The organism is Pararhodobacter marinus, assembly GCF_003122215.1.
GTDB lineage: Bacteria > Pseudomonadota > Alphaproteobacteria > Rhodobacterales > Rhodobacteraceae > Pararhodobacter > Pararhodobacter marinus.
The window spans coordinates 183,538-209,627 of sequence record NZ_QEYD01000009.1; the positions used below are offsets into that span (position 1 = coordinate 183,538).

General features: G+C 65.2%; 27 protein-coding genes and 2 tRNA genes. 13 read left to right on the forward strand and 16 right to left on the reverse strand.

Features of this window, described 5'->3' with window-relative positions; translation table 11 throughout:
* Positions 1 to 46: 46 nt before the first annotated feature.
* Positions 47 to 1,879: a sensor histidine kinase gene (locus C4N9_RS15435; RefSeq protein ID WP_109534240.1), complete on the forward strand. Its 1,833-nt coding sequence runs from the start codon at positions 47 to 49 to the stop codon at positions 1,877 to 1,879.
* A gap of 58 nt (positions 1,880 to 1,937) precedes the next feature.
* On the opposite strand, the gene C4N9_RS15440 is transcribed toward C4N9_RS15435, so the two are convergent.
* The 3 genes from C4N9_RS15440 to C4N9_RS15450 all read right to left on the reverse strand — a co-directional run bounded on the left by C4N9_RS15440 (position 1,938) and on the right by C4N9_RS15450 (position 3,761).
* Positions 1,938 to 2,915, reverse strand: coding sequence for a response regulator (locus tag C4N9_RS15440; RefSeq protein ID WP_109534241.1), 978 nt, complete (start codon positions 2,913 to 2,915; stop codon positions 1,938 to 1,940).
* 82 nt (positions 2,916 to 2,997) lie between these two features.
* Entirely contained in the window at positions 2,998 to 3,381 is a 384-nt protein-coding gene (locus C4N9_RS15445) for a response regulator (protein ID WP_109534242.1), read from the reverse strand.
* A gap of 304 nt (positions 3,382 to 3,685) precedes the next feature.
* Positions 3,686 to 3,761: transfer RNA gene (locus C4N9_RS15450), tRNA-Ala, on the reverse strand.
* Positions 3,762 to 3,932: 171 nt separating this feature from the next.
* On the opposite strand from C4N9_RS15450, the gene C4N9_RS15455 reads away from it, so the two are divergent.
* Entirely contained in the window at positions 3,933 to 4,403 is a 471-nt protein-coding gene (locus C4N9_RS15455) for a GatB/YqeY domain-containing protein (protein WP_109534243.1), read from the forward strand.
* Between the two features lie 4 nt (positions 4,404 to 4,407).
* Here C4N9_RS15455 and C4N9_RS15460 read toward each other — a convergent pair whose 3' ends face one another.
* The 3 genes from C4N9_RS15460 to ctaD form a co-directional block, all read right to left on the reverse strand.
* Positions 4,408 to 4,902: a DUF2244 domain-containing protein gene (locus C4N9_RS15460; RefSeq protein WP_109534244.1), complete on the reverse strand. Its 495-nt coding sequence runs from the start codon at positions 4,900 to 4,902 to the stop codon at positions 4,408 to 4,410.
* A gap of 4 nt (positions 4,903 to 4,906) precedes the next feature.
* A complete protein-coding gene (locus tag C4N9_RS15465; protein WP_109534245.1) occupies positions 4,907 to 5,257 on the reverse strand; it encodes a cupin domain-containing protein in 351 nt (116 codons plus the stop codon).
* Between the two features lie 100 nt (positions 5,258 to 5,357).
* Positions 5,358 to 7,013 carry a cytochrome c oxidase subunit I gene (gene ctaD, locus C4N9_RS15470; protein ID WP_109534246.1) on the reverse strand — a complete coding sequence of 552 codons (1,656 nt, stop codon included), beginning with the start codon at positions 7,011 to 7,013 and terminating at the stop codon, positions 5,358 to 5,360.
* A gap of 362 nt (positions 7,014 to 7,375) precedes the next feature.
* On the opposite strand from ctaD, the gene C4N9_RS15475 reads away from it, so the two are divergent.
* Positions 7,376 to 8,614 carry an aminotransferase-like domain-containing protein gene (locus tag C4N9_RS15475; protein ID WP_109534247.1) on the forward strand — a complete coding sequence of 413 codons (1,239 nt, stop codon included), beginning with the start codon at positions 7,376 to 7,378 and terminating at the stop codon, positions 8,612 to 8,614.
* 83 nt (positions 8,615 to 8,697) lie between these two features.
* Here C4N9_RS15475 and lipB read toward each other — a convergent pair whose 3' ends face one another.
* Positions 8,698 to 9,480: a lipoyl(octanoyl) transferase LipB gene (gene lipB, locus C4N9_RS15480; protein WP_109534248.1), complete on the reverse strand. Its 783-nt coding sequence runs from the start codon at positions 9,478 to 9,480 to the stop codon at positions 8,698 to 8,700.
* Between the two features lie 192 nt (positions 9,481 to 9,672).
* Here lipB and C4N9_RS15485 point away from each other — a divergent pair, with 192 nt between their 5' ends.
* Positions 9,673 to 11,364 carry a peptidoglycan-binding domain-containing protein gene (locus C4N9_RS15485; protein ID WP_168192252.1) on the forward strand — a complete coding sequence of 564 codons (1,692 nt, stop codon included), beginning with the start codon at positions 9,673 to 9,675 and terminating at the stop codon, positions 11,362 to 11,364.
* A 43-nt stretch (positions 11,365 to 11,407) separates the two neighbouring features.
* Here the strand turns inward: C4N9_RS15485 and C4N9_RS15490 are convergent, their stop codons facing one another.
* The gene (locus C4N9_RS15490) at positions 11,408 to 12,208 is read right to left on the reverse strand and encodes a LytTR family DNA-binding domain-containing protein (protein ID WP_109534250.1); all 801 of its coding nucleotides are present in this window, start codon (positions 12,206 to 12,208) and stop codon (positions 11,408 to 11,410) included.
* A gap of 95 nt (positions 12,209 to 12,303) precedes the next feature.
* Between C4N9_RS15490 and C4N9_RS15495 the strand changes: the two genes are divergently transcribed.
* The 6 genes from C4N9_RS15495 to C4N9_RS15520 all read left to right on the forward strand — a co-directional run bounded on the left by C4N9_RS15495 (position 12,304) and on the right by C4N9_RS15520 (position 17,731).
* Positions 12,304 to 12,801 carry a DUF2306 domain-containing protein gene (locus C4N9_RS15495; RefSeq protein ID WP_109534251.1) on the forward strand — a complete coding sequence of 166 codons (498 nt, stop codon included), beginning with the start codon at positions 12,304 to 12,306 and terminating at the stop codon, positions 12,799 to 12,801.
* Between the two features lie 64 nt (positions 12,802 to 12,865).
* Positions 12,866 to 12,952, forward strand: a tRNA-Leu gene (locus tag C4N9_RS15500).
* Between the two features lie 238 nt (positions 12,953 to 13,190).
* Positions 13,191 to 14,288, forward strand: a complete 1,098-nt coding sequence (locus C4N9_RS15505) for an ABC transporter ATP-binding protein (protein WP_109534252.1) — start codon at positions 13,191 to 13,193, stop codon at positions 14,286 to 14,288.
* A gap of 88 nt (positions 14,289 to 14,376) precedes the next feature.
* Positions 14,377 to 15,492, forward strand: coding sequence for an extracellular solute-binding protein (locus C4N9_RS15510; protein ID WP_109534253.1), 1,116 nt, complete (start codon positions 14,377 to 14,379; stop codon positions 15,490 to 15,492).
* 106 nt (positions 15,493 to 15,598) lie between these two features.
* Entirely contained in the window at positions 15,599 to 16,873 is a 1,275-nt protein-coding gene (locus C4N9_RS15515) for an ABC transporter permease (protein WP_245902581.1), read from the forward strand.
* Positions 16,874 to 16,879: 6 nt separating this feature from the next.
* The gene (locus C4N9_RS15520; protein ID WP_109534254.1) at positions 16,880 to 17,731 is read left to right on the forward strand and encodes an ABC transporter permease; all 852 of its coding nucleotides are present in this window, start codon (positions 16,880 to 16,882) and stop codon (positions 17,729 to 17,731) included.
* Positions 17,732 to 17,863: 132 nt separating this feature from the next.
* Here the strand turns inward: C4N9_RS15520 and trxC are convergent, their stop codons facing one another.
* From trxC to C4N9_RS15560, 8 genes are all read right to left on the reverse strand, one after another.
* Entirely contained in the window at positions 17,864 to 18,310 is a 447-nt protein-coding gene (gene trxC / locus C4N9_RS15525) for a thioredoxin TrxC (RefSeq protein WP_109534255.1), read from the reverse strand.
* Between the two features lie 65 nt (positions 18,311 to 18,375).
* Positions 18,376 to 19,005: a trimeric intracellular cation channel family protein gene (locus C4N9_RS15530; protein WP_109534256.1), complete on the reverse strand. Its 630-nt coding sequence runs from the start codon at positions 19,003 to 19,005 to the stop codon at positions 18,376 to 18,378.
* A 20-nt stretch (positions 19,006 to 19,025) separates the two neighbouring features.
* On the reverse strand, positions 19,026 to 19,478 hold the full coding sequence (gene rnhA, locus C4N9_RS15535) for a ribonuclease HI (RefSeq protein ID WP_109534257.1): 453 nt from the start codon (positions 19,476 to 19,478) through the stop codon (positions 19,026 to 19,028).
* Between the two features lie 42 nt (positions 19,479 to 19,520).
* Positions 19,521 to 19,931 (reverse strand): class I SAM-dependent methyltransferase, encoded by a 411-nt coding sequence (locus C4N9_RS15540; RefSeq protein ID WP_109534258.1) that lies wholly within the window; start codon positions 19,929 to 19,931, stop codon positions 19,521 to 19,523.
* Positions 19,928 to 20,539, reverse strand: coding sequence for a LysE family translocator (locus tag C4N9_RS15545; protein WP_109534259.1), 612 nt, complete (start codon positions 20,537 to 20,539; stop codon positions 19,928 to 19,930). The genes C4N9_RS15540 and C4N9_RS15545 overlap by 4 nt, the downstream gene beginning before the upstream one ends.
* 93 nt (positions 20,540 to 20,632) lie before the next feature.
* Entirely contained in the window at positions 20,633 to 21,583 is a 951-nt protein-coding gene (gene ispH, locus C4N9_RS15550) for a 4-hydroxy-3-methylbut-2-enyl diphosphate reductase (RefSeq protein ID WP_109534260.1), read from the reverse strand.
* A gap of 95 nt (positions 21,584 to 21,678) precedes the next feature.
* Positions 21,679 to 22,110 carry a YqaA family protein gene (locus tag C4N9_RS15555; protein WP_109534261.1) on the reverse strand — a complete coding sequence of 144 codons (432 nt, stop codon included), beginning with the start codon at positions 22,108 to 22,110 and terminating at the stop codon, positions 21,679 to 21,681.
* Between the two features lie 3 nt (positions 22,111 to 22,113).
* Positions 22,114 to 22,719 (reverse strand): LabA-like NYN domain-containing protein, encoded by a 606-nt coding sequence (locus C4N9_RS15560; protein ID WP_109534262.1) that lies wholly within the window; start codon positions 22,717 to 22,719, stop codon positions 22,114 to 22,116.
* A 115-nt stretch (positions 22,720 to 22,834) separates the two neighbouring features.
* Between C4N9_RS15560 and folK the strand changes: the two genes are divergently transcribed.
* The 3 genes from folK (at position 22,835) to C4N9_RS15575 (ending at position 26,054) form a co-directional block, all read left to right on the forward strand.
* On the forward strand, positions 22,835 to 23,419 hold the full coding sequence (gene folK, locus C4N9_RS15565) for a 2-amino-4-hydroxy-6-hydroxymethyldihydropteridine diphosphokinase (RefSeq protein ID WP_245902582.1): 585 nt from the start codon (positions 22,835 to 22,837) through the stop codon (positions 23,417 to 23,419).
* 102 nt (positions 23,420 to 23,521) lie between these two features.
* A complete protein-coding gene (gene rpoZ, locus C4N9_RS15570) occupies positions 23,522 to 23,878 on the forward strand; it encodes a DNA-directed RNA polymerase subunit omega (protein ID WP_109534263.1) in 357 nt (118 codons plus the stop codon).
* A 22-nt stretch (positions 23,879 to 23,900) separates the two neighbouring features.
* Positions 23,901 to 26,054 (forward strand): RelA/SpoT family protein, encoded by a 2,154-nt coding sequence (locus C4N9_RS15575; protein ID WP_109534264.1) that lies wholly within the window; start codon positions 23,901 to 23,903, stop codon positions 26,052 to 26,054.
* Positions 26,055 to 26,090: the final 36 nt, after the last annotated feature.

Here is a 26,090-nt window from a genome sequence, read left to right on the forward strand (position 1 = left end):
AACCGGCTCCTGCGGTTTCCCACGGACCAAGACGGATAGACGCCCAATGATCACTGCCCAGGTGAAGCCGAATTGCCGCAATTGCGGGATTCCGATGCTGATTGTCGGACGTGACGGACATGTCGCCGATGTCTGCGAGCTGCTCGAACCGTTGCTGGGCGGCCCTGCCGATGAGATCGTCGGCCATCCGATCACCGACTTCCTGCCGGGATACTCGCTGGAGCGGCTGATCGAACACGTCAACCCGGCGGCCTCGGATGCCGTGGTGCGGGGGGTGGCAGGGCGCGATCTGAAGGGCCGGGATCTGGATCTGGGGCTTTTTATCTCGCCGTTCCTCGATCCCGACGGGGGCATGTCGTGCTCGATCCTGGTGCGCGACATCCGGCACGAGGTCCGCACCGAACGGCTTTTGCGCGACGAGCTTCTGTTGTCGGACAGCGTGGTGCGAAGCGCCCGGATCGGCGTGTTCGAGTTCTATCCCCGGACCGATACCGTCAAGGTTTCGCGCGTGTGGCGCGAAATGATGGGGATTTTCGGCGGCGATTCCGATTACCTGCAATCGGAATGGCGTCGCCGCGTGCATCCCGACGATCTGGAACGGGCCCTGGCGCCGGTGCGGAAATGTCTGGACGGTCGGGCACGCCATGCGCATTCTGACTACCGGGTGCGCAAATCCGAAGACGAGGAATGGCGCTGGGTGCGCGCAGGCGTCACCGTGGGCGAACGCGATGCCGACAACAACCCGATCTGCCTGACCGGAGCGATGATCGACGTGACAGACATGAAGGAAACCGAGCACGAGATCCGGCGCAGTGCCGAAACGCTGCGGCTCGCCTTCGACCATGCGCCCATCGGCAAGGCGATCAACGGGCTGGACCTGCGGATCCTGCGCGCCAATCAGGCGCTTGCCGATCTTCTGGGCTACACGCCCGAAGAACTGTCGCAGCTCAGCTTCCAGGACATCGTCCGCCCCGAGGATTGCGAACAGGCCACGGCGCGTGTCCGGCGCATGATCGCGGGCGAGATCGGCACCTATCAGGTCGAGAAGAGGTTCGTGCGCAAGGACGGGTCGCTGATCTGGGGGCTGATGATCGCCGGCGTCGTGCATGATAGCGACGGCCAGCCCGTCGAATGGGTTCTGCAGATCGTCGACGTGTCAGAGCAGCACCGACTGACCGACATGAAGGGCGAGTTCATCGCGACCGTCAGCCACGAATTGCGCACGCCGCTGACGGGGATTTTGGGCGCGCTGACGCTGCTCAATTCGATGATGGCGGACAAGCTGCCCGAACAGGCGGCGCGGCTTTTGTACATCGCCGAGGAAAACGGCCACCGGCTGCACGCGCTGATCGACGATATCCTCGATTTCGAGAAATTCTCGACCGGACGGGCCGCGTTTTCGATCACCCGGTGCGAGATCGTGCCGATGCTCGAAGAGGCGATCCTGGCCAACGATCCGATCGCCCGGGAATACGGCGTTCATTGCAGCATCATCGCCTATGACCGCTCGCTCAAAGGCTATTGCGACCCAAAGAAATTCCAGCAGGTCATGGCGAATTTCCTGTCCAATGCCTCGAAATTCGCGACGCCGGATTCAACCATCCGGGTGATCGCGATCCAGTCGGGCGATGCCATCCGCGTCAGCGTCACCAATGACGGGCCGGGCATTCCGGACGATTTCCGCGACAGCGTGTTCAAGCCCTTCGCACAGGCCGAGATGTCGTCGAAGCGCAGCCGCGGCGGCACCGGGCTGGGGCTGAGCATCTGCAAGGAGATCGTCGAGCAATCGGGCGGCACGATCGGTTTCGACAGCGAACCGGGCGGCCAGACGATGTTCTGGTTCACCGTGCCGACGGATCAGGCGCAGGCCGCCGAATAGGCACCGCCTGCCAAGCCACCAAAGGACTGTACGTTCAAAGCGCAGGGGCCGCGGTCTTTCAGATCGCGGCCTTGGCATGGGCGCGCTCGATCGCCCGGTCGAGGATCTTGCGCACCCGGTTGGCATCCCCCGCGATCGAGTTGATCGGGTTGCTGATCGTGATCGACACGTCGGGCAGCCGCTCCTGCCGGTTCCCGGCGATGGCGCGGTCCAGAACCTCTTGCACCTGTTTCTCGATCTCGGCCGATTGGCGGATGCTTTCGTCGCGGAACATCACGACGAAACTGCCGCCGCCGCAATAGGCCAGCACGCTGTCGAGCGGGTCGAAAACCTCGCTGACGCTCTGGGCGATCTCGGCCATGAGGGCCAGGAAAACCTCGGAATCGTTTTCGCGCACGATGCGGTCGGCGTCGCGCAGGGCCACGGCCGCGACCTGCACCTGGCCCAGCTTGCCGCGCGACAGCTGCATCAGGTAATTGACCAGCGCGGCGTAATCCAGAAGCCCGGAAATTCCCAGAACCGGCGCCGTTCTTTCGAACGCGGTGGCGTCGTTCTTTTTCTCCTGCACGCTTTCCTGGGCATCGCGCAGCGCTTCGACGATCTGGTTCGCGCTTTTGAGCCGCGCGCGCAGCTCTAGCATGTCGATGGGCTTTGTCAGGTAATCGGTCGCCCCGGCGCGGAAGGCCCGGTCGACGTAATCGCGTTCGGTCATCGCCGTCAGCATGATGATCGGCGCGCGCGCATATCCCTCGACCTTGCGGATTTCACGGCAGAGTTCGATACCGTCCATGCGCGGCATGCTGATATCGAGCAGCAGGCAATCGAATGCCTTCGTGCCTTCGCGGATCGCGTCCAGCGCCTTGAGCGGGGAATCGAACGGCACAACGTCGCAGGCGCTGACCTCGTTGATGAAAAGCTCGACCAGTTCCAGAATGAAGGGGTCGTCATCGACGACGGCCACCCGCATCGCGGGGCGATCGTCATCACCCGTTTCGGCGGCGTGATCTTGGCTTGCGCCAATATTGGCTCGCTTCATCCTGTGATCCTCCTGATCCGCGCCTTAGCCGTCTCTTAATTGTCTACGCGGATGAAACAGGTATTGCGTTGCATCAAAAAAACTACACCGGCCTTTCCAATCCCATTGCATCGCGGATGCTCTGGGACAGGGTCATGGCATCGAAAGGTTTCTTCAGAAAGCCGATAACGCCCGGCTCCTTTCCGATGCCACTTTCTGCGGTGTCCGTCCGCCCGGTCATAAAAAGAACCGGAATATCGGCGCATGATGCGATCTGGCGCAATCCCTGCAGCACATCCTGACCCCCGAGCCGGGGCATCATGAGATCGAGCAGGATCACATCCGGCGACAATGCCGCGGCATTGTCTATCGCGTCACGACCGTTCTGGAACTGATAAACCTCATTCCCGCCTATGTCCTCGAGGGCAATGCGCGAGATTTCCAGGACGTGAGGATCGTCATCGACCTGTAAGATACGAAGTTTCATAGCTCCTTCCGGAACACACCTGACCGATGTTCGAATACTGGGAACGCAAGGACGGTGAACAACAAGAACAAGGGTCACACCAACCACTTGACCTTACTCTACTGCCCCATGTCCGGGTGTAAAGGCGATTTTGTCACACCCGGGGGCAGGGCCGCCCGCGAGTCGCGAACACAGCGTTTCGGTTTCGCGGAATCCCTGCTGCTGCGCGTCCTTTGACCCGGCGAGCCGGCGGCTTGCAACAAAGCGGCAGACCCGCTCAGGGCAGGGCCGTCAGCGGGGAAAGAACGCCAAAAAGAGAGAGAAGTGGTGGAGCTGAGGGGGATCGAACCCCTGACCTCGTCATTGCGAACGACGCGCTCTCCCATCTGAGCTACAGCCCCCACGCGGCGCTATTTGCGGTATCGCCGCGCGCGTGTCAAGGGCCTGAACCCCGGTCATCGCGCAGGAATTTCCGGCCCGGCTTTCGCTGTTTGCAGGTGCGGCGAAAACATTGCCCTCGGTGGGGCATGCGCGTATGGTGCGCGACTGTTGACCCAAACAGGACCGACCTGATGACGCTTCGCGCCCGGATCACAGACGACCTCAAGCAGGCGATGAAGAACAAGGACCAGCTTCGGCTGTCCACGCTGCGCCTGATCAATGCCGCGATCAAGGATCGCGACATCGCCCTGCGCGGCGACGGCGAGGATCGGGAAATGTCCGAAGACGAGATCACCGCCGTCCTGTCGCGGATGGTCAAGCAACGTCAGGAAAGCGCGCGCGCCTATGAAGAGGCGGGGCGGCTGGAGCTGGTCGAGCGCGAAGAGGCCGAGATCAAGGTGATCGAGACCTATCTGCCGCGCCAATTGTCCGAGGACGAAGTGGCCGCCGCGATCGAAGAGGTCATCGCCGAGCTGGAAGCGGGATCGATTCGCGACATGGGACCGGTGATGAACGCGCTCAAGTCGCGCTATACCGGGCAGATGGATTTCGGCGCGGTCGGCCCGCAGGTCAAGGCGCGGCTCAGCGGCGCGGCGTCCTGAGCGCTCAGACGTAGGATTTCAGGCTAATGAACAGCGCGGCCAGCTCGTCATGCAGCGTCGCGCGTTCGTCGGGGGTCAGGAACGCGCCCAGCTCGACCTCGCGCCCGCCACCGCCCAGGATCAGGTAATTCTCGACCGGGCCGCCCCTCGGGACCATGCGGATCGTCGCCCAGTGCGGGTCTGCCTGCCAGTCCTGCTGCGGCCCCCTCGGGTTCTTGCGGATCAGCGACAGGCCCTGTCGCGACAGGGTCATTTCCTCGACGATCTGGCGGTCGCGCCAGTTCCGGTCCAGCCCGAACCACAGCCCCCACAGCGCCAGCCCGGCAAAGGGCAGAAGCCCCCACAGAACCGGCGATCCCAGCACCGCGATCAGCGGCAACGCCAGCGTTGCGGCACTCATGCCGATGGTCATGGCGAAGCCGCGCGGGTTGAGCGCGTTATGCGGCCAGGCGCGCAGGTGGGCCGCCGTCGCCGTGTCGCGGGTCAGGACATAGGGCATGGGGTTACCTCGTCATGCCGGCGGCGTCCTCGCGGTCGCCGCGTGTCGAGGGGGCCGAGATCACCAGGAATGTGGTTTCGGTCTCGCAATGGGCGCGGTGCCATGTGCCGGGCGGAATTTCCAGCGACTGGCCTTCGGACAGCGTGTGGATCGTGTCGGGCGTGGCAATCCGCAGCTGCCCGCTCAGGCAGCGAAAGACCTGCCGGGCGTGCGCGTGACGATGGGCCGTTTCGCTGCGTCCGGCGGGCATGCGTTCGTGGATCACGCTCAGCTCGGGCGTGTCGCACAGGCGCCAGCCCTCGCAATCGCCGGCCCAGAGATAATGCGGCGCCTCGCTCCAGTGGATCGGGTTCATGGTCTCTCTCCATCGGCGGCCGCCGGCAGGGGCGCCCCCATTGAAAAGGCCCCGGAGTGAACTCCGGGGCCTTTGTCTGTCTTGCTGGCCAGGCCCGCGCTCAATGCGCGTGGCTGCGGTCCCAGTCTTCGCGCTTCGGCAGCTGCTCGAACGTGTGTTCGGGCGGCGGCGAGGGCAGGGTCCATTCCAGCGTGTCGGCGTATTCGTTCCAGTAGTTGTTCTCGGTCACGCGCTTGCCGCGGGTCAGCGTGTAGAACACCACGCCGATGAAGAACAGGAACGAGGCAAAGGACAGGAACGCACCGATCGAGCTGACATAGTTCCACAGCGCGAACGCGTCGGGATAGTCGATATAGCGGCGCGGCATGCCCTGACGGCCCAGGAAGTGCTGCGGGAAGAAGGTCAGGTTGGCACCGATGAACATCGTCCAGAAGTGCAGCTTGCCGGCCCATTCCGGGTATTGGCGGCCCGACATCTTGCCGATCCAGTAATAGATGCCGGCGAACAGGGCAAAGACCGCGCCCAGCGACATCACGTAGTGGAAGTGCGCCACGACGAAATAGGTGTCGTGATAGATCCGGTCCAGCGGCGCCTGCGACAGCACGATGCCGGTCACGCCGCCCACCGTGAACAGGAACAGGAAGCCGAACGCCCACAGCATCGGGGTTTCGAAGCTGATCGAGCCCCGCCACATGGTGGCGATCCACGAGAAGATCTTGACGCCCGTGGGCACCGCGATCGTCATCGTGGCCAGCATGAAATAGGTCTGCTGGGTCAGCGACATGCCGACGGTGTACATGTGGTGCGCCCAGACGACGAAGCCCAGAGCGGCAATCGCGACCATCGCGTAGACCATCGGCAGGTAGCCGAAGACGGGCTTGCGCGAGAAGGTGGCGATCACGTGGCTGATGATGCCGAAGCCCGGAACGATGATGATGTACACTTCCGGGTGGCCGAAGAACCACAGGATGTGCTGGTACAGGATCGGGTCGCCGCCACCGGCCGGGTCGAAGAAGGTCGTCCCGAAGTTACGGTCGGTCAGCAGCATGGTGATGGCGCCGGCCAGAACGGGCAGGGCCAGCAGGATCATCCACGCGGTGATGAAGACCGACCACGCGAAGAGCGGCACCTTGTGCATGGTCATGCCGGGGGCGCGCATGTTCAGGAAGGTGGTGATGATGTTGATCGCGCCCAGGATCGACGAGGCACCCGACAGGTGGACCGCGAAGATCGCGAAGTCCATCGAGAAGCCCGATTCACGGGTCGAGAGCGGCGGATACAGCACCCAGCCGGTCCCGGCACCCCGGCCGCCCTCGCCGCCCGGAACGAACAGCGACACCACCGCCAGCGAGGCGCCGGCGACATACAGCCAGTAGGACAGGTTGTTCAGACGCGGGAACGCCATGTCCGGCGCGCCGATCTGCAGCGGCATGAAGTAGTTGCCAAAGCCGCCGAACAGGCCCGGGATGACGACGAAGAACATCATCAGCACGCCGTGCGCGGTCACCAGCACGTTCCACAGATGGCCGTTCGGCGTGGCGCAAGAGCCATCCTCGGCCCATTGCGAGCACATGTACTGAACGCCCGGCTCCATCAGCTCGAGGCGCATGTAAACGGTGAAGGCCACCGCGACGAAACCGACGATCCCTGCCGTGAACAGGTAAAGGATGCCGATGTCCTTGTGGTTGGTGGACATGAACCAGCGGGTAAAGAACCCGCGCTGGTCTTCATGTCCGTGGGCGGCTGCGTTGGCCATTCGTTGCTCCCGTTCCCTTGCGAACATTTTTTCTCACGCGATCTCTGCCCGTGAATCGCGAGACTCCGGCAAAGACTTGGTCCCGTTCTAGAATGCCCGTGCTGCGGCGGCAATGTCCCTGATGTCGCAGAGGGGAAAAATTTGATGCAAGTCAAGGACCGCTCGCGCGGCTGTGACCGGGCGGGAGGGGCGAATCGCCTTGGGCTTTGCCGGGGCGAAACCGGGCTTCCGGACGGGTCATGCCTTGCAGGTTTGACCTGTCCGATCACAAATTCGGCCAGCCTCTGAAACATCTAAGTCAGCAATATTGACTTATATGCCGCCGGGGTGCCTTGTCGCCCGGACAAAGCCGGAGAATGACCATGGATTGGCAAAACGTGCTCGCAGCCCGCAACGGACGCATGAAAGCGTCCGAAATCCGCGAGCTTTTGAAACTTCTGGATCAGCCCGACATTCTGTCCTTTGCGGGCGGCATCCCGGATCCGGCGCTTTTTCCCACCGAAACCTTCCGTGATGCGATGACCGAGGCCCTGTCCGGCCCCGCCTCGGGCGCCGCCCTGCAATATTCGGTGTCCGAGGGTTACCTGCCGTTGCGCGACTGGATCGCCGGGCGGATGGCGCAGATCGGCATCCCCTGCACGGCGCAGGATGTGCTGATCACCTCGGGCTCGCAGCAGGCGCTCGATTATCTGGGCAAGCTGATGCTCGATCCGGGCGACACCGCGCTGGTGACCTGGCCCGCCTATATGGGCGCGCTCGGTGCCTTCAACGCCTATCAGCCGCGCTATGACCGGCTCGATCCCAAGGGCAACCGAACAAGCGCCGACATCGCCGAGGCGGCGCAGGCCGACGGCGGGCGGGTGAAATTCGCCTATCTCTCGGCCGATTTCGCCAACCCGACGGGCGAGACGCTCGACCGCGCCGGGCGCGAGGCGCTGCTCGATCTGGCCGAGGAGCTGGATATCGCGGTGATCGAGGACGCGGCCTATCAGGCGCTGCGCTACGATGGCGAGCCGGTGCCGCCGATCCTGGCGCTGGAACTGGCGCGCAAGGGCGATCTGCAAGAATGCCGCACGATCTATTCGGGGTCGTTTTCGAAGGTGCTGTCGCCGGGGCTGCGCGTGGGCTGGGTGGTGGCGGCGCGGCCGGTCATCCAGCAACTGGTGCTGATGAAGCAGGCCGCCGACCTGCATTCGCCGACGCTCAACCAGATCGCCACCAACCATGTCGCCCGCGCGATCTTCGACGATCACGTCGCGAGGCTGCGCACAACCTATGCCGCGCGGCGGGACGCGATGCTTTCGGCGCTTGCGCGTTACATGCCCGAGGGCGTCCGCTTCACCAAGCCCGAAGGCGGCATGTTCGTCTGGCTGACCCTGCCACCCGGCATGGACGCGGCCGAGTTGCTGGCTCAGTCGCTGAAGACCGAACGCGTGGCCTTCGTGCCGGGACGGGCGTTCTTTGCCGACGGATCGAACGGCAACACCCTGCGGCTGAGCTTTTCCTGCGCAAACGCGGCGCAGATCGAGGAAGGCATGAAGCGGCTCGGACGCCTTCTGTCATCGGTCGGCGCCCGTTCCGAAGCCCCGGTTGCCGGCTGAGGGGCGCGACCCGAAGCGCAGCACACAGAACGATTGAGCCGGGCGGCGGTGCGCATGTAAGCGCGTGCGTCGCCGCCCCGGTCTTACAGGTCGCAGGCGATGCCGTCCGCGAAGACCTGATCGAATTGCCGCTTCAGCGCCACGTCCAGGTCCGTCATCGTCACCGGCAGGCCCAGATCCACCAGGCTGGTCACGCCATGTTCGCGGATGCCGCAGGGCACGATTCCGCCAAAATGGGACAGGTCGGGTTCGACATTGATCGAGATCCCGTGAAAGCTGACCCAGCGGCGCAGCTTGATGCCGATCGCGGCGATCTTGTCCTCGCGCGGGGTGCCGTCGGGATTGGGCGCCTTGTCGCGCCGCTGGACCCAGACGCCCACGCGGCCCTCGCGCCGTTCGCCGGTGACGTTGAACTCGCCCAGCGTGCGGATCACCCAGTCTTCCAGACGGTGTACGAAACAGCGCACATCGCGCCCGCGCTTGTTGAGATCCAGCATGACATAGGCCACGCGCTGGCCCGGGCCGTGATAGGTGTATTGCCCGCCGCGCCCGGCGGTGAACACCGGGAAACGGTCGGGCTGGGTCAGATCCTCGGGCCGGGCCGAGGTGCCGGCGGTATAGAGCGGGGGGTGTTCCAGCAGCCAGATCGCCTCGTCCGCCTCGCCGCGCGAGATCGCCGCGACGCGGTCCTCCATCGCCGCCAGGGTTTCGGCATAGGGCTGCAGCCCCTCGAGCACCGTCCATTCCATGCGCCGAACTTTCTCTGAACCCCGATTGAACCGATCCGGGCAACGTAACGACAGACGGACAGGGATCAAGCAGAGGCGCCGCGAAAAAGGGCGCCCGACATGACAGGGAGAGACCATGTTTCACGTCAGTCAGACCGCCTTTGCCACCGCTCTTCTGGTGGCCTCGCTCGCGGCCTTGCCGGTCATCGCCGCCTGGCCCGGGTGATTTTACCTTATTTTATTCACCCGACCCGCAGACATTGCTTGGCGCAGGCCGCAAGCGGGTGCTAGCCTTTTCGCCATACAGTTGTTTCGTTCAGGATGCTTGCCATGACCTCAAAGATTTTCACCACCACAGCCCTTGTCGCCGCGCTTGTCGCCACCAGTGTCGAACGGGCGGAAGCCCAGCGCAGTCTCGCCGCCGGCGTGCTGGGCGGGATCATCGGCGGCGCCATCGTCGCCGGGGCCGCGCAATCGCAGCAACGCACCCGCACCGTCGTGCGCCAGCGGACGGTCGTCGTGGATACCGCCGCCCGGCAACAGGCGCGGGATATTCAGACCGCGCTGAACCATTTCGGCTGGAATGTCGGCGTCGTCGACGGCTCGCTGGGCCCCAATTCGCGCAACGGCATCCGCAATTACCAGGGTTATCTGGGCTTCCCCGTCACCGGCCAGTTGCTGGAATTCGAACGTCTGGTCCTGGTCACGGCCTATCAGCGCGCCATCGCGGGCGGGCCTGACGTGACCCGCGTGTCGTCGCGCCACCGCGACGGCATCCGCGGTCTTCTGGAAACCGTCCGGGACGAGATGCGTGGCGGCGGCTCGCGCACGGCGGGCGCCTATGGCCTGCCCGGCGAGGTGGCCGAGGCCGTGGACCGCATCGCCGAAAGCTCGGATCCGTCGGCCGAACAGCTTGTCGAACGCTCTGGCTTCATCCAGCTCAGCGACCTGAACGGTGACGGGCGCACCGATTACATCATCGATACCTCGGTCACCGGCTCGGCCTTCTGGTGCAACGCACAGGCCTGCACGGTCCAGGTCTTCGTCTCGACCCCGGACGGGTATGCGCGCAACGATTTCCAGTCGAACGACGCAACCCCCGCGGCCTTCGACTGCCTGCAATCGGCCTGCCGCCTGAGCGACGGCGCAACCGTCTCGGTCTCGGCCCCGGTCGTGCCGCAGGGCACCGCGCCCGCCGGGTCGCTGGCCGCGCCGGTTGCCGCCGCGCAGCCCATGGTTCCCAATCCCGGCGCCAGCCCGGCCGCCGGCAGCGCGGCGACGGCCGCGCGTCCCAGCTTCCTGGGCGGCGGCGCCCGGGCGCAATCGGCCTCGCTCGCCTCGCATTGCAACCGCGTGGGCCTCGTGACCTCGGCCAATGGCGGCTACAGCGACCTGGGCAACATGACCGATCCGGTCTTTACGCTGAATGAGCAGTTCTGCGTCGCGCGCGGCTATGCCATCGCCGATGGCGAAGCGGTGATGAGCCAGCTGGGCGTCACCCCGGCCAGCGTGAGCGGCGATTGCGAGGCGCTCGGCGCCGAGCTTCAACCGCAGGTCTCGGCCCTGTCGCTGCAGGCGCGCGACGTGGTGCTGGGGGCGACGACGCAATGGATGCTCGGCTCGGGCATGAGCACGACGGATCTGGCGACCTATGCGCGGATCTGCCTGTCGGCGGGCTATTCGGCGGATAACCTGGATGTCGCCATCGCCTCGGCGCTGGTCCTGTCGGCGCTGGGGGAAACCGCCTATGGCGAGTTGCCCGCCCATCACCTGATGCAGGGGATCGGCGCGGTGCAGCGCCGCGACCTGGCGGCGGAATGGTTCAACGCCTCGGTCCCCGTCTCGCTGACGACCGAGGTCGCGTTCCAGCCCGGTCCGGCCTCGCGCAATCAGCTGGTGTTGCAGGCGCTGGCCGCCGCGAGTGGCGACGCCCCCGCGCCGATGCCGGTGGCTACCGCGCCGCAGGTTCAGCCTGTCGCGCCCCAGCCGCAGCCGCAGCCTGCGCCGTCCGCCGGCAAGTGACCGGGCGTCCTGCCCGCTGATCGGAAACGCCACAAGGCCGGGCTCACAGCAGCCCGGCCTTTTTCGCATCCGGCAGATAGGTCCGGCTGACCGGGATCTCGCGCCCGTCCGACAGCGTCAGCACGCCGCGCGCCCCTTCGCGCCGCGCCGCGCGGACCTGATCCAGCGCGACCCAGTGCGAGCGGTGCACCTGCAGGCCCGCGCAGCCCTCGGTTTCGGCGATGGCATCGCTCAGCCGCATCAACAGCATCTCGTGGCCGCGCGTGGTCACCACGTCGACATAGTGATCCTGTACCGACAGCGACAGCAGGGCGCCACGCTTGTCCAGGGGCAGGCGGGCCAGCAGGCGGGGCAGGGGGCCGGCCTGCGTTCCGGCGACAGGGGGCGCCACGGTCGCAGGCGGCGCATCGCTGCCGCCATAACCCAGGCTGAAGGCCGCCGTGATCAGCAGCGCAATCGGCGTTGTCGACAACAGCAGGTCGCCTATCTCGCCCGGCGACAAGGGGGAAATGCCGAAGGCCACGAGGTTCACAACCCCGACTTCGAGCGCGACGATCACCGCCACGACCGCGCTGCCCACAAGCCATTGCACGATGCGCGCCGCGCCGCGCCGCATCAGGGCGATCACCGTCCATTGGCTGAACAGCCAGCCCGAGAACAGCGTCACCAACCCGATCACCGCCCAGTAGATCAGCCTTGCGCCGAACCCAAGCGAGTGCAGCGTCCCGAACGGCCCCGAGAGTCCGGCGGCCACGATCACCGCGCCGAGAATCACCCAGGGCGAAGGGCGCGAGAACACCTGTTGCAGGTCACGCATCGCAAGGCGCAAGGGGCTGTCGTTCACGCGGAACCTCGTTGACTTCGCGGATTCGTCGTCGATCCGGCTGATGGGGTGGGGCAGGTCTGCCGCATCGCATACAGACACGACGAGGCCCCCCCATGACAAGTCTTGCTCCTCTTCTCGAGGCCGCTCCTGTGATCCAGATGCACGCCGCAAGCGCGCTGGCGGCGCTGGTGCTCGGGCCCGTGGCGATCCATCGCCGACGCCGCGACCGGCTGCACAAGACCGTCGGCTATGTCTGGATCGTGGCAATGGCCGCCGCCGCGATATCCAGTTTCTGGATCCATTCGATGCCGGTGATCGGACCTTTCGGGCCGATCCACGCGCTGTCGGCTCTTGCCCTCGTGTCGCTGGTGCGCGGCCTTGCGGCAGCCATCCGGCGCGATATCGCCACGCACCGCGCCGTCCTGCGCGGCCTTTACTATTACGGGGTGGGCGTGCCGATGATCTTCACCCTGTTGCCGGGCCGCGTGATGAGCCGCGTCCTGTTCGGGCCGGACAGCGCGGCCGGTCTCTGGGTGGTCGCGGTGCTGGGGCTCGTGGCTGTCGCGTGGCACCTTCTCGGCCGGCGCCGGGCGCCGCGCAGAAATGCGTAAGTCTCCCCGATTTTCCTCTTCACATCCCCGGGCGAACCGGATACATGCAGCGCACCAATCCAGTGCGGTCGTGGCGGAATTGGTAGACGCGCAGCGTTGAGGTCGCTGTGGGCTAACCCCCGTGGAAGTTCGAGTCTTCTCGACCGCACCATTTTCCCCCTGAATGAAAAGCAAGCCCATCGGGCGCCCCCGTCCGCGGGGCCGCAGTCGATTCGACTGTCTGGTGCGGGAAATTAAGGCCACTGTCCTGCAGATGACGGGTTTGATGCGTCTATTGTCGCCTTTGGGCGGCGATCGCGGGAATCGGCGGTTTAACGCTTGAAATCAAGTGGTGGGGCCGTTTTACTCTTCCACAAGAACAAAAAAGCACTTCCACAGGGGGAAGCTAAGTGTCAGAAACCCGCACCGACGGTTTCGTCGTGTTCGATCGTGTGCAAAAAAGCTATGACGGTGAGACCCTCGTCGTCAAAGACCTGAACCTGAGCATGCCGAAAGGGGAATTCCTTACGATGCTCGGGCCGTCGGGGTCGGGGAAGACGACCTGCCTGATGATGCTGGCGGGTTTCGAAACCGCCACCCATGGCGAAATCCTTCTGGACCACAAGCCGATCAACAACATCCCGCCGCACAAGCGCGGGATCGGCATGGTCTTCCAGAACTACGCCTTGTTCCCGCACATGACGATCGCCGAGAATCTCAGCTTCCCGCTCGAGGTGCGCGGCATGGGCAAGTCCGAGCGCGAAGGCAAGATCCGCCGCGCGCTGGACATGGTGCAGATGGGCGAATTCGGCAACCGGCGTCCGGCGCAGCTTTCGGGCGGTCAGCAGCAGCGTGTCGCGCTGGCGCGGGCGCTGGTCTTCGAGCCCGAGCTGGTGTTGATGGACGAGCCGCTCGGCGCGCTCGACAAGCAGCTGCGCGAGCACATGCAGTTCGAAATCACCAATCTCGCGCATACGCTGGGCATCACCACGGTCTACGTCACGCACGACCAGACCGAGGCGCTGACCATGTCGGACCGCGTGGCGGTGTTCAATGACGGTCGCATCCAGCAGCTTGCCCCGCCCGAGGACCTGTACGAGCGCCCCGAGAACAGCTTCGTGGCGCAGTTCATCGGCGAGAACAACAAGCTGGAAGGCGTGGTCGAAACGATCAACGGCGACCGCTGCACCGTGCGGCTGGACGATGGCACGGTGATCGACGCCAAGCCGGTCAACGTGACCAAGGCGGGCGAGCGGACGCGCGTGTCGATCCGCCCCGAGCGTGTCGAATCGAATCCGGATCGTCTGGCCTCGGATGCGCATCTTGTCGATGCCGAAGTGCTTGAATTCATTTACATGGGCGACACGTTCCGGGTCCGCCTGCGGGTGGCCGGAAACGACGACTTCATCATGAAGTACCGCAACGCTCAGGATCAGGGCCGCTATTCGCCGGGTCAGAAGATCCAGATCGGATGGCAGGCCGAGGATTGCCGCGCGCTGGACGCCTGACAGCGCCGCGCGTGGGAAACTCTTGCCGATTCCTTGCCCGCAGGACGGCTTGCGACAACAGCGGGCAACTCGACTAGGGAGTAATTCAATGAAACTCAAGACCACAATGATGGGGGCCGCCGGCGTCCTCGCGCTGACCGCTGGTGGCGCGTTCGCCCAGGATATGGCCAATGAAATGACCATCGTGTCCTGGGGCGGTGCTTACCAGCAGTCGCAGGTGAACGCCTATCACGAGCCCTATCAGGAAATGCATCCCGAGGTGACGATCATCACCGACGAAAGCTCGGGCGATGCCGTGGCGCGGATGCGCGCGATGTTCGAAGCCAACAACGTCACCTGGGATCTGGTCGACGTGGTCGCCTCGGACGCGATGCGTCTGTGCGACGAAGGCCTGGCGATGCCGATCGAGCATGACGAAGTGCTGGCCGCTGCGCCGGACGGCACCTCGGCGTCGGAAGATTTCGGCGACATGATCATCTCCGAGTGCTTCATCCCGCAGATCGTCTATTCGACGACCTTCGGCTACCGCACCGACATGGTCCCCGAAGGCGCCGAGCCGCCGACCGATGCCTGCGCCGTGTTCGACCTGGAAACCTATCCGGGCCGCCGCGCGCTGGAGCGTCGTCCGATCGGCAACATGGAATGGGCGCTGCTGTGTGACGGCGTGGCCATCGAAGACGTCTACGACATGCTGGAAACCGACGAGGGCGTCGAGCGCGCTTTCGCCATGCTGGACACGATCAAGGACGAAACCATCTGGTGGACCGCCGGCGCCGAAACGCCGCAGCTTCTGGCCGATGGCGAAGTCTTCATGGGTTCGACCTATAACGGTCGTCTGTTCTCGGCCATCGCCGAGCAGGACCAGCCCATCGGCATGGCCTGGGGCTACCAGATGTTCGACCTCGACGGCTGGGTGATCCCCGAAGGCCTGCCCGAAGACCACCTGGCCCGCGTGATGGACTATCTCTATTTCGCGACCGACACCCAGCGTCTGGCCGATCAGGCCGCGTATATCTCGTATGGTCCGGCCCGGACGTCCTCGGCCCCGCTGGTCGGCAACCATGCCGAGCTGGGTATTCCGATGGGTCCGCACATGCCGACCGCGCCGGATAACATCGAAGGCGCCTTCGTGTTCAACTACACTTGGTGGGCCGACTATCGCGACGAGATGGACGCCCGCTTCCAGGCCTGGCTGGCCCAATAACGATGTGAACTGGATCCGGCCTCGTCCCGAGGCCGGATCCTGACCGTTGCACCGGCGCCCGAGCGACTTCGCTCGTCCGGGCGCCGACCCTGACAGGGACCCGAGGATGAGCTCCAGCGATACCAAAACGGATATGCTGTCGACCCATGACGGCGAGCCGCTCAAGAAAAGCCTCGGCCGCGCTTTGCGCCGACAGAAGATGCGCGCCCTGCTGCTGATCGCGCCGCTTCTGGCCTTCATCATCCTGGGCTTCCTGATGCCGATCGGCTCGATGCTGACGCGCTCGGTCGATAACGAAGTCGTCGAGGAAATCATGCCGCGGACCGTTGCCGCGCTTGAGGACTGGGATGTCGACAGCACCGAATTGCCGCCCGAAGAAACCTTCCGCGCGCTGGTCGCCGACCTGCAGGTCGCGGTCGAGAACCGCACCGCGCTGACCTTCGCGCGACGCATGAATTACGAGCTGGCGGGTTTCACCACGATGGTGCGCCGCGCCCAACGCGAGGTCCGCCGCATCGACCTGGAGACCGACGGCCCGTTCCGCGACATGATGATCGAGTCGCATGAGGGCTGGGGCGAGCTGGCGACCTGGCGCGCGCTCAAGGCCTATTCCGGGGATCCGACCATCGGCTATTACCTGTCGGCCGTGGACCGCACCATGGTTTCGGGCCATATCGAGCCCCTTCCGGACGACCGCTCGATCCACCTGATGCTGTTCTGGCGCACGGCCTGGATGTCGGGGCTGATCTGTTTCCTGGGGCTGCTTCTGGGCTATCCCATCGCCTTCCTTCTGGCGAATGTGAAGGAACGCTATGCGAACCTGCTGCTGATCATGGTTCTGCTGCCCTTCTGGACATCGCTTCTGGTGCGGACCTCGTCCTGGAAGGTGCTGTTGCAGGAACAGGGCGTCATCAACCAGATGCTGGTCTGGATCGGGCTGGTGGCCGATGACAACCGGCTGACGATGATCAACAACAAGTTCGGCGTGATCGTCGCGATGACGCAGATCCTGCTGCCCTTCATGATCCTGCCGCTCTACTCGGTGATGAAAACCATCCCGCCCAGCTATGTCCGCGCCGCCAAGAGCCTGGGCGCGAATGACTGGACGGCGTTCTGGCGGGTCTATTTCCCGCAATCCGTCCCCGGTATCGGCGCGGGCGCGATCCTCGTGTTCATCATGGCGGTCGGCTACTACATCACGCCGGAACTGGTGGGCGGCCCGTCGGGCATGTTCATCTCGAACCGGATCGCGCACCAATGGTACGTCTCGGGCAACTGGGGTCTGGTCGGCGCGCTGGGCACGATCCTGCTGGTCGCCGTCCTGGTGCTCTACTGGGTCTACGACCGCGTGGTCGGTATCGATAACGTCAAGCTGGGGTAACGAGACATGGCGCTTCCAAGCTACGCATCCCCGCTGCAACGGGTCTGGTACTACGCTTTCCGCGTGATCTGCGCGCTGGTGTTCTTCTACCTGATGTTCCCGATCCTGGTGATCGTGCCGCTGAGCTTCAATGCCGAGAACTTCTTCACCTTCACGCCGGAAATGCTGGCGCTGGATCCGGCCGGGTTCTCGCTGAAGCATTACGTGGACTTCTTCACCAATCCCGACTGGCAGCTCGCCACCCGGAACTCGCTGACCATCGCGCCGATGGCGACGCTGATCTCGGTCAGCCTTGGCACGCTGGCGGCGATCGGGCTGAGCCAGGCGCATGTCCCGTTCAAGCGGGCGATCATGGCGATCCTGATTTCGCCGATGATCGTGCCGCTGATCATCTCGGCGGCGGGGATGTATTTCTTCTTCTCGGCGATCGGGCTGCAGGGGACCTATTGGGGCGTCGTGCTGGCGCATGCGATCCTGGGGATCCCCTTCGTCATCATCACCGTCACCGCGACGCTGGTGGGGTTCGACCGCTCGCTGACGCGGGCGGCGGCATCGATGGGGGCGGGGCCGGTGAAGACCTTCTTCAAGGTGCAGCTGCCGCTCATCCTGCCGGGGGTGATCTCGGGCGCGCTGTTTGCCTTCATCACCTCGTTCGACGAGGTCGTGGTGGTGATCTTCGTGGGCTCGGCCGCGCAGCAGACGCTGCCCTGGCAGATGTTCATCGGCCTGCGCGAGCAGATCTCGCCGACGATCCTGGCCGTGGCCTCGCTGATGGTGGCCTTGTCGATCCTGCTGCTGGCGACGCTGGAAATCCTGCGGCGGCGCAACGAGCGGCTGCGGGGGATGAGCCCGGGTTAAGGAAGCAGGGGGGCTGTCTGCCCCCCTCTTTGCCTGACGGCAAATTCACCCCCCGAGGATATTTTCGGCGTAAAGATGACAGGGTGTCCCGCGACGGGGCACCCTTTCGCTGTCGGGATACGGTTCGGGCGTTTAGCGGGTGAGGGCGAGCTTGTCCTCGACGAAGCGCAAGAGGTCGCTTGCCGGGCGGGCACCGGCGAGGCGGGCGACTTCGCGGCCGCGATGGAACAGGATGAAGGCCGGGATGCCGCGGATATTGAAGCGCACGGTGGCGTCCGGGTTCGACTGGGTGTCGATCTTGGCCAGCCGCACCTTGCCTTTCAGCGCGCGCGCGGCCTTTTCGAATTCGGGCGCCATCTGGCGGCAGGGTCCGCACCACGGCGCCCAGAAATCCACCAGCAGCGGCAGGTCGTCGTTCTTTGCCATCTTCTCGAGCGTCTTGAGGTCGAGCTTGGCGACCTTGCCGTCATTGAGCGCATGACCGCAGATGCCGCATTTCGGCGAGGCTTCGGCCTTGTCGGCGGGGAACTGGTTCACCTGCGCGCATTCCGGGCAGGTCAGCTTGATCTTGGTAGCCATGGCGATGTCTCGTATTCATTGTGTTGAATGCGAAATGGGGGCGGACGGGCGCGGAATCAAGAGGGTCAGACGCGGTTGCGCGGCGGGCGCGATTTGTAGACCGGCAGTTTCCAGCCATAGGTCATCGAGCCGGCGCGCAACAGGAAGGTCACGGCGGCGCAGCCCAGCAGCGCCAGCGGCGTGGGGCCGACACCCCAGCGGATGAGCAGCGCAGCGGCGGCGCCCGCGAAGGCGGCGGAGAGATAGAGTTCGCCCTGACGCAGCACCAGCGGCACCTCGTTGCAGACGACATCGCGCATGAGCCCGCCGAACGCGCCGGTCATCATGCCCATCATCACCACCACCGCCGGGCCATGGCCGAGATCGAGCGCCACACCCACCCCCGCCGGAACCGCGACCGCGAGCGCGCCGGCATCGAACCAGTCGATGGCGCGGCGGCGGTTTTCCAGCCGGTGGGCGAAGAAGAACACCAGCAGGGCGGCGGCGGAGGCCACGCCGATATAGCGCGGATTGGCGATCCAGAAGATTGTCTCGCGGTTCAGAACGAGGTCGCGCACAGTGCCGCCGCCCACAGCCGTAAGCGAGGCGATGAACAGAAAGCCCAGCAGGTCGAGCTGCGCGCGCGAGGCAACCAGCGCGCCGGTCAGCGCGAAGACGAAGACCGAGAGGTAATCGAGAAAGGCGACGGCGGTCATGGGCGGCGCTCCGTTAGGGCTCAGCCCTTATAGGGTGCCATGCCCGCGCGGGCCAGTTCGTCGGCGCGCTCGTTCTCGGCATGGCCGGCATGGCCCTTGATCCATTTCCAGGTCACCGAATGGGTTTTCTGCGCCGCATCCAGCCGCTGCCAGAGTTCGGCGTTCTTCACCGGCTTCTTGTCGGCGGTCTTCCAGCCGTTGCGTTTCCAGCCGTGGATCCACTGGGTGACGCCGTTCTTCACATAGGCCGAATCGGTGGTGATGGTGATGGTCGAGGGCCGGGTCAGGGTTTCCAGCGCAGAGATCGCCGCCATCAGCTCCATGCGGTTATTGGTCGTGTCCGCCTCGCCGCCCTGCAGGGTGCGTTCCTTCAGCACGCTGTCGCCCTCCATGGCGCGCATCAGCACGCCCCAGCCGCCGGGGCCGGGATTCCCGGAGCAGGCGCCATCGGTCCAGGCGAAGAGTTCGGGCATGGGGCATCGTCCTTGCGGCTGTTTCCGGGGCAGGGGGTGCCGTCAAACGGCGCCGGGGTCAACCGTTCGAGCGCGGGTCGCGCGCAGATGCAGGGCGCTGTCACGCCCCGCGACCCCGGCCGGGGCAGGGGCGCGGGTGGTGGCGACATCGCGAAAGCCCGCCTCGGACAGAAGCGCGGTCAGGTCGGCTTCGGTGACGAAGGTATAGGGCAGGCCGCGCGGATCGCGGATCTGGCCCTTGCCTTCGAGCATCGCCAGGGCGATCCTGCGCGCCACCGCGAGCAGCCGTGCGGACGGGTCGAGCCCGGTCACGTCGAAGCCGGCATTCGCAAGATGCGCCGCCGCGACGCCATGGCCGCAGCCCAGATCGAGGATCGTGGCCCCGGCGGGCAGCGCGTCGCCCAGTCGTTCCGCCGCGGCATTGTAGAAGCGCAGCGCCTCGGGGTCGGTCATGCGCGCTCGAAGGCCAGTTTCGCGCCGAGGCCGGCGAAGGAGGCGGCAAAGGCGCGGCGCAGCCAAGTCATCGCGCGCTCGGATCCCAACACGCGGCTGCGCAGCCAGCCCGCCGCCAGCGCGTAAAGCAGGAACACGCCCGCCGTCATCGCCACGAAGCCGAGGCCCAGCTCGATCAGGAGGGCGGTGGCATCGGGCGCACCGGCGGGGATGAATTGCGGCAGGAAGGCCACGAAGAACATCGGCAGTTTCGGGTTGAGCAGGTTCAGAAGCACCCCGCGCCGGACCAGGGTGGCGGGGGCGTGGCGGGTCGTGTCGGGCGTGACCTGCAGCGCGCCGGTGCCCTGCAGCGTGCCCCAGGCCATCCACAGAAGATACGCGACGCCCGCGTATTTGATGGCGCTGAACAGCAGCGCCGAGGTCTGCAGCACGGCGGCGAGCCCGGCCATGGCAAAGCCCAGATGCACCAAAGTGGCCAGCGTGCAGCCCAGCACCGCCCAGAGCCCGGCCCCCAGCCCGCGGCCCAGCACGGTCGAGAGCGTGAAGATGACGCCGACACCGGGGGCAAGGCAGACGATGAAGGCGGTGAAGAGGAATTCGGGGCTCATGGCGGGCTCTCGCTGGGGGCTGTTTCGGGGGGATCTTAACGGCCCGGGCTGCGAAAGCCAGTCTCGCGTTACGGTTGAGCGACCCGGGGCCCCTCAGCTGGCCTGACGCAAGACGCGGGGCACCTTGAACTCGACCGACTCGACCGCCGTCTCGACGATCTCGCGGGTCAGGTCGAAGCGGTCATCGAAGGCGTCGATCACTTCCTGGATCAGCACTTCCGGGGCCGAGGCGCCCGCCGTCACACCGACCGAGGCTGCGCCTTCAAGCGCACGCCAGTCGATATCGGCGGCCCGCTGGATCAGTTGCGAATAACGGCATCCGGCGGCGCGGCCGACTTCGACCAAGCGCTTGGAATTGGACGAATTGGGGGCGCCGATCACCAGAAGTGCGTCGATCCGCCCGGCAATCGCCTTGACCGCTGCCTGCCGGTTGGTGGTGGCGTAGCAGATGTCTTCCTTGTGGGGGCCCACGATGGCCGGAAAGCGCGCCTGAAGAGCGGCGACGATGTCGCTCGTGTCGTCGACCGACAGCGTGGTCTGGGTGATGAAGGCCAGCTTCGACGGATCGCGCGGCGCGATATGGGCGACATCCTCGACGGTTTCGACCAGCAGCACCTCGCCCTCGGGCAGCTGGCCCATCGTGCCCACCGTCTCGGGGTGACCGGCATGGCCGATCATCACCATCTGCAGACCGGCGGCATGGTGGCGCTCGGCCTCGATATGAACCTTCGAGACAAGCGGGCAGGTGGCATCCACGAAGGTCATGTTGCGCGCCTGCGCGGCCGAGGGCACGGATTTGGGCACGCCATGGGCCGAAAAGATCACCGGCCGGTCATCGGGGCATTCGTCCAGCTCTTCGACGAAGACCGCGCCCTGATCGCGCAGGCTGTCGACGACGAACTTGTTATGCACGATCTCATGGCGGACATAGACCGGCGCGCCCCATTTCGCGATCGCCATCTCGACGATCTTGATGGCGCGGTCGACACCGGCGCAGAAGCCGCGCGGGGCGGCGAGATACAGGGTCAGGGGGGGCTTGGTCATGACATACTCCGCTTGGCCCCACAGGTAAGCAATCGAGCCCGCGACGTCCAGCCATCAGGTCCCGGCGCGGGCGATCACGATTGCGCAGGCGGCGCTCAGCCGAAAATTCCGGCGGTGATGAGGGCGAGAAGGACGTAGCGGGTGGTCTTGGTCACGGCCACCAGCAGGGTGAACAGCCAGAGCGGAGTGCGCATTGCGCCCGCCAGCACGGTGGTCGCGTCGCCGATGGGCAGCCAGGACAGCAACAGCGTCCAATAGCCCCAGCGATCCCACCAGCGGCGCGCCTTGGCGAAGGTCTCGTCGGGGATCTTCAGCCAGCGATGGCCGCCGCGCGTCTCGAGCTGCCAGCCCAGCCAGTAATTGACATAGGTGCCCAGCGTGTTGCCGAGAGAGGCCACGACGACAAGCGCCCAGACGGGCGCCACCCCGCCCAGTTGCAGGGCGGCAAAGATCAGTTCGGACTGGAACGGCAGAACGGTCGCGGCGACGAAAGCCGCGGCGAACAGGCCCAGAAGCGACAGGAGCAGCGGTCAGTCCTGGGTATCGCCGCCGGTATCGGCCTCGGCCTCTTCGCGCGGGGCCCGCATGTCGCGCGGCTCGCGCGGTTCGCGGGGCGGGCGGCCGATCACGTCGCGCAGCTCGTCGAGTTCGATGAAGTTGTCGGCCTGGCGGCGCAGTTCATCGGCGATCATCGGCGGCTGCGAGCGGATGGTCGAGACGACCGAGACCCGCACGCCCTGACGCTGCAGCGATTCCACCAGCGGGCGGAAATCGCCATCGCCCGAGAACAGCACGGCATGGTCGATGCGGTTGGCGATTTCCATCGCGTCGACCGTCAGCTCGATATCCATGTTGCCCTTCACCTTCCGGCGCCCCATGGAATCGGTGTATTCCTTGGCGGGCTTCGTCACCATCGCGTAGCCGTTGTAGTTCAGCCAGTCGATCAGCGGACGGATCGGCGAATAGTCATCGTTTTCAAGCAGGGCCGTGTAGTAGAACGCGCGCAGCAGCTTGCCGCGGCGCATGAACTCCTGGCGCAGGAGCTTGTAGTCGATGTCGAAACCAAGCGCCTTCCCCGCTGCGAAAAGGTTCGCGCCATCGATGAAGAGGGCGAGACGCTCATCCTTGTAAAACATCGTCTTTCCTTTCAAAATCGCAGCGTCATAAAACACACTGGCCGCGACCGGCTATCAGCCTTAACACCCTGGTGACCTGGTCTGGCGGGTCGTCGAAATAGCGACACGTACCAACTTGGACAAAATTCCCCCCTCCGTCCACCGCAACCTGCACCTTCTGGCACTCGGGAGCAACGCGTCGGTCGAATCGTCCGCGAACAGGTCGCTACTTAATCGCGCGCTGGACATATTCAATAGCCTGAGCGGTGTAACGCTGCGTTGCAGCCGGTTCTATGTCACGCCCGCTTTCCCGGCGGGGGCGGGCCCCGATTTCGTCAATGCCTGCGTGGCGGTGGAAAGCGACCTGTCCCCCGCCGAGATGCTGGCCCTCTGCCACCGGATCGAGGCCGATCTTGGACGCGTGCGCAAGGAGCGTTGGGGGCAACGGGTGATCGATATCGACCTGCTGGCCTGCGGCGACCGCGTGTTGCCCGACGGCGAGACGCTGCGCCGCTGGATGGCGCTGCCGCTTGCCCGCCAGATGAAAGAGGCGCCCGGCGAGCTGATCCTGCCGCACCCGCGCCTGCACGAGCGGGGCTTCGTCCTGGTGCCGCTGGCCGACGTGGCGCCGGACTGGGTGCATCCCGTGCTGGACAGAAGCGTGGCGCAGATGCTGGCGGCGCTTGCCCCCGAGGAAATCGCCGCGATCAGGCCGATTTGACCCGATTGCCGGCGATTGCCGGACGGCTGCGCTTGTCAAGGCGGGCAAATGCGGTTACATGCCGGGGGCTGATCCTCCCTTTTGTCGTAGATGGAGTGCTCCATGGCCCGCGTGACGGTCGAAGATTGTGTTGACAAGGTTCCGAACCGATTCGAGCTGGTGATCCTGGCTGCCCATCGTGCGCGCGAGATCGGGGCCGGTTCGGCGCTGACCGTCGACCGCGACAATGACAAGGACCCGGTGGTCGCGCTGCGCGAAGTCGCGGACGAGACGCAGGGCGCCGACCAGCTGCGCGAGCGGCTGATCGAAAGCATGCGCACCCAGAACGAGGTCGACATGCCGGAAGACGACGACATGGCGATGCGCATGGGCTCGCAGCCGGACCGTCCGCAGCTGGACGATCTGACCGAAGAGCAGATGTTGCGCCAGCTGGTCGCCGCGCAGATCGACAACGACTGAACTGACACGGGCGGCCCGAGCTGTGATCACGCCCGATGATCTCGTTGCTCTGATCCGCAACTATAACCCGACTTGCGACGAGGCATTGATTCGCCGCGCCTGGGATTATGGCGAGGCGATGCATGCCGGTCAGATGCGGCATTCGGGCGAGCGGTATTTCACCCACCCGGTGGCGGTGGCGTCGATCCTGACCGAGATGCGGCTGGACGATGCGACCATCGTCACCGCGCTGCTTCACGACACGATCGAGGACACGCGCTCGACCTATGGCGAGGTCGAGCACATGTTCGGCCACGAAGTGGCCGAGCTGGTCGATGGCGTGACCAAGCTGACCAATCTGCAACTGAACGCCTTCGAGCCTGCCGGCGCCTCGGGACGGCCCTCGCCCGAAGCCAAGCAGGCCGAGAATTTCCGCAAGCTGTTGATGGCGATGTCGCGCGACCTGCGGGTGATCCTGGTCAAGCTGGCCGACCGCCTGCACAACATGCGCACGATCCGCTCGATGCGGCCCGAGAAACAGGCGCAGAAAGCGCGCGAGACGATGGAGATCTACGCGCCGCTCGCAGGCCGGATGGGCATGCAATGGATGCGCGAGGAGCTCGAGGATCTGGCGTTCCGCGTGCTCGACCCCGAGCGTCGCAACGCGATTCTGCGCCGCTTCATCACCCTGCAGCGCGAATCGGGCGACGTGATCGCCCGGATCACCGCCGATATCCGTTTCGAGCTGGAAAAGGCGGGGCTCGACGGGACGGTTTATGGCCGCGCGAAGAAGCCCTATTCGGTCTGGCGCAAGATGCAGGACAAGGAGCTGGAATTCAGCCGCCTGTCCGACATCTACGGATTCCGCATCATCGTCGACGACGTGCAGGAATGCTATCAGGCGCTGGGGCTGATCCACCAGCGCTGGCGCGCGGTGCCGGGCCGGTTCAAGGATTACGTCAGCCAGCCCAAATCGAACGGTTATCGCTCGATCCATACCACCGTGTCGGGCCGCGACGGAAAGCGCGTCGAGGTGCAGATCCGCACCCGCGAGATGCACGAGGTGGCCGAGGCCGGGGTCGCCGCGCACTGGGCCTACAAGGACGGCGCGCGGTCGGTGAACCCTTTCGCCATCGACCCGGCGAAATGGATCGAGAGCCTGACCTCGCGGCTGGATCGCGACGAGGATCACGACGAGTTCCTGGAACATGTGAAGCTGGAAATGTACGCCGACCAGGTGTTCTGCTTCACGCCGAAGGGCGATGTGGTGCAGCTGCCGAAAGGCGCGACGCCGCTCGATTTCGCCTATGCGATCCATACGCGGATCGGCAATGCCACGGTCTCGGCCAAGGTCGACGGGATGCGCGTGCCGCTATGGACGCGGCTCAGGAATGGCCAGCAGGTCGAGATCATCACCGCCGACGGTCAGCGTCCGCAGACCAGCTGGATCGAGCTGGTCCATACCGGGCGCGCCAAGGCGGCGATCCGGCGCAGCCTGCGCGAAGAGGACCGCGAGCGATTCGTGCGGCTGGGCCGCGAGCTGAGCCGCGTGGCCTTCGACCGGGTGGGGCGCAAGGTTACCGACAAGGCGCTCGATACCGCCGCGCGCTCGATGGCGGTCAAGGGACCGACCGAGCTGTTGGCAAAGATCGGCGCGGCCGAGATCAGCGCCCGCGCGGTAGTCGAACAGCTTTACCCCGAGATCGCCTCGATGGGGCAGGCCGAGGTCGATGCCAGCCGCCCGGTCGTCGGGCTCGATCCCGACATCCCGTTCCGCCGCGCCAATTGCTGTCAGCCGGTGCCGGGCGAACGGATCGTCGGCATCACCTATCGCGGCAAGGGCATCGTCGCCCATGCCATCGACTGCGAGGTGCTGGCCTCGCTGGAGGAACAGCCCGAGCGCTGGGTCGATCTGCACTGGCACGAGGGCAAGCACGCGGCGGTGCACAATGTCTCGCTGACGCTGACGATCACCAACAGCGCGGGCGTGCTGGGCCGGGTCTGCAGTCTTGTGGGCGAGCAGAAGGCGAATATCTCGGATCTGCGCTTTCTCGACCGAAAGCCCGATTATTTTCGTATTTTCGTCGAGATCGAGGTATCGGATGCGGCCCATCTTCACCGTATCCTGACGATCCTGTCGGCAGAGACCGATATCGCGCAGGTAACCCGAGACCGCGACCCGACCCGAAAACCCTGACCCGCCCCGATCCGCCGAACAAGGCGACCCTGCCAT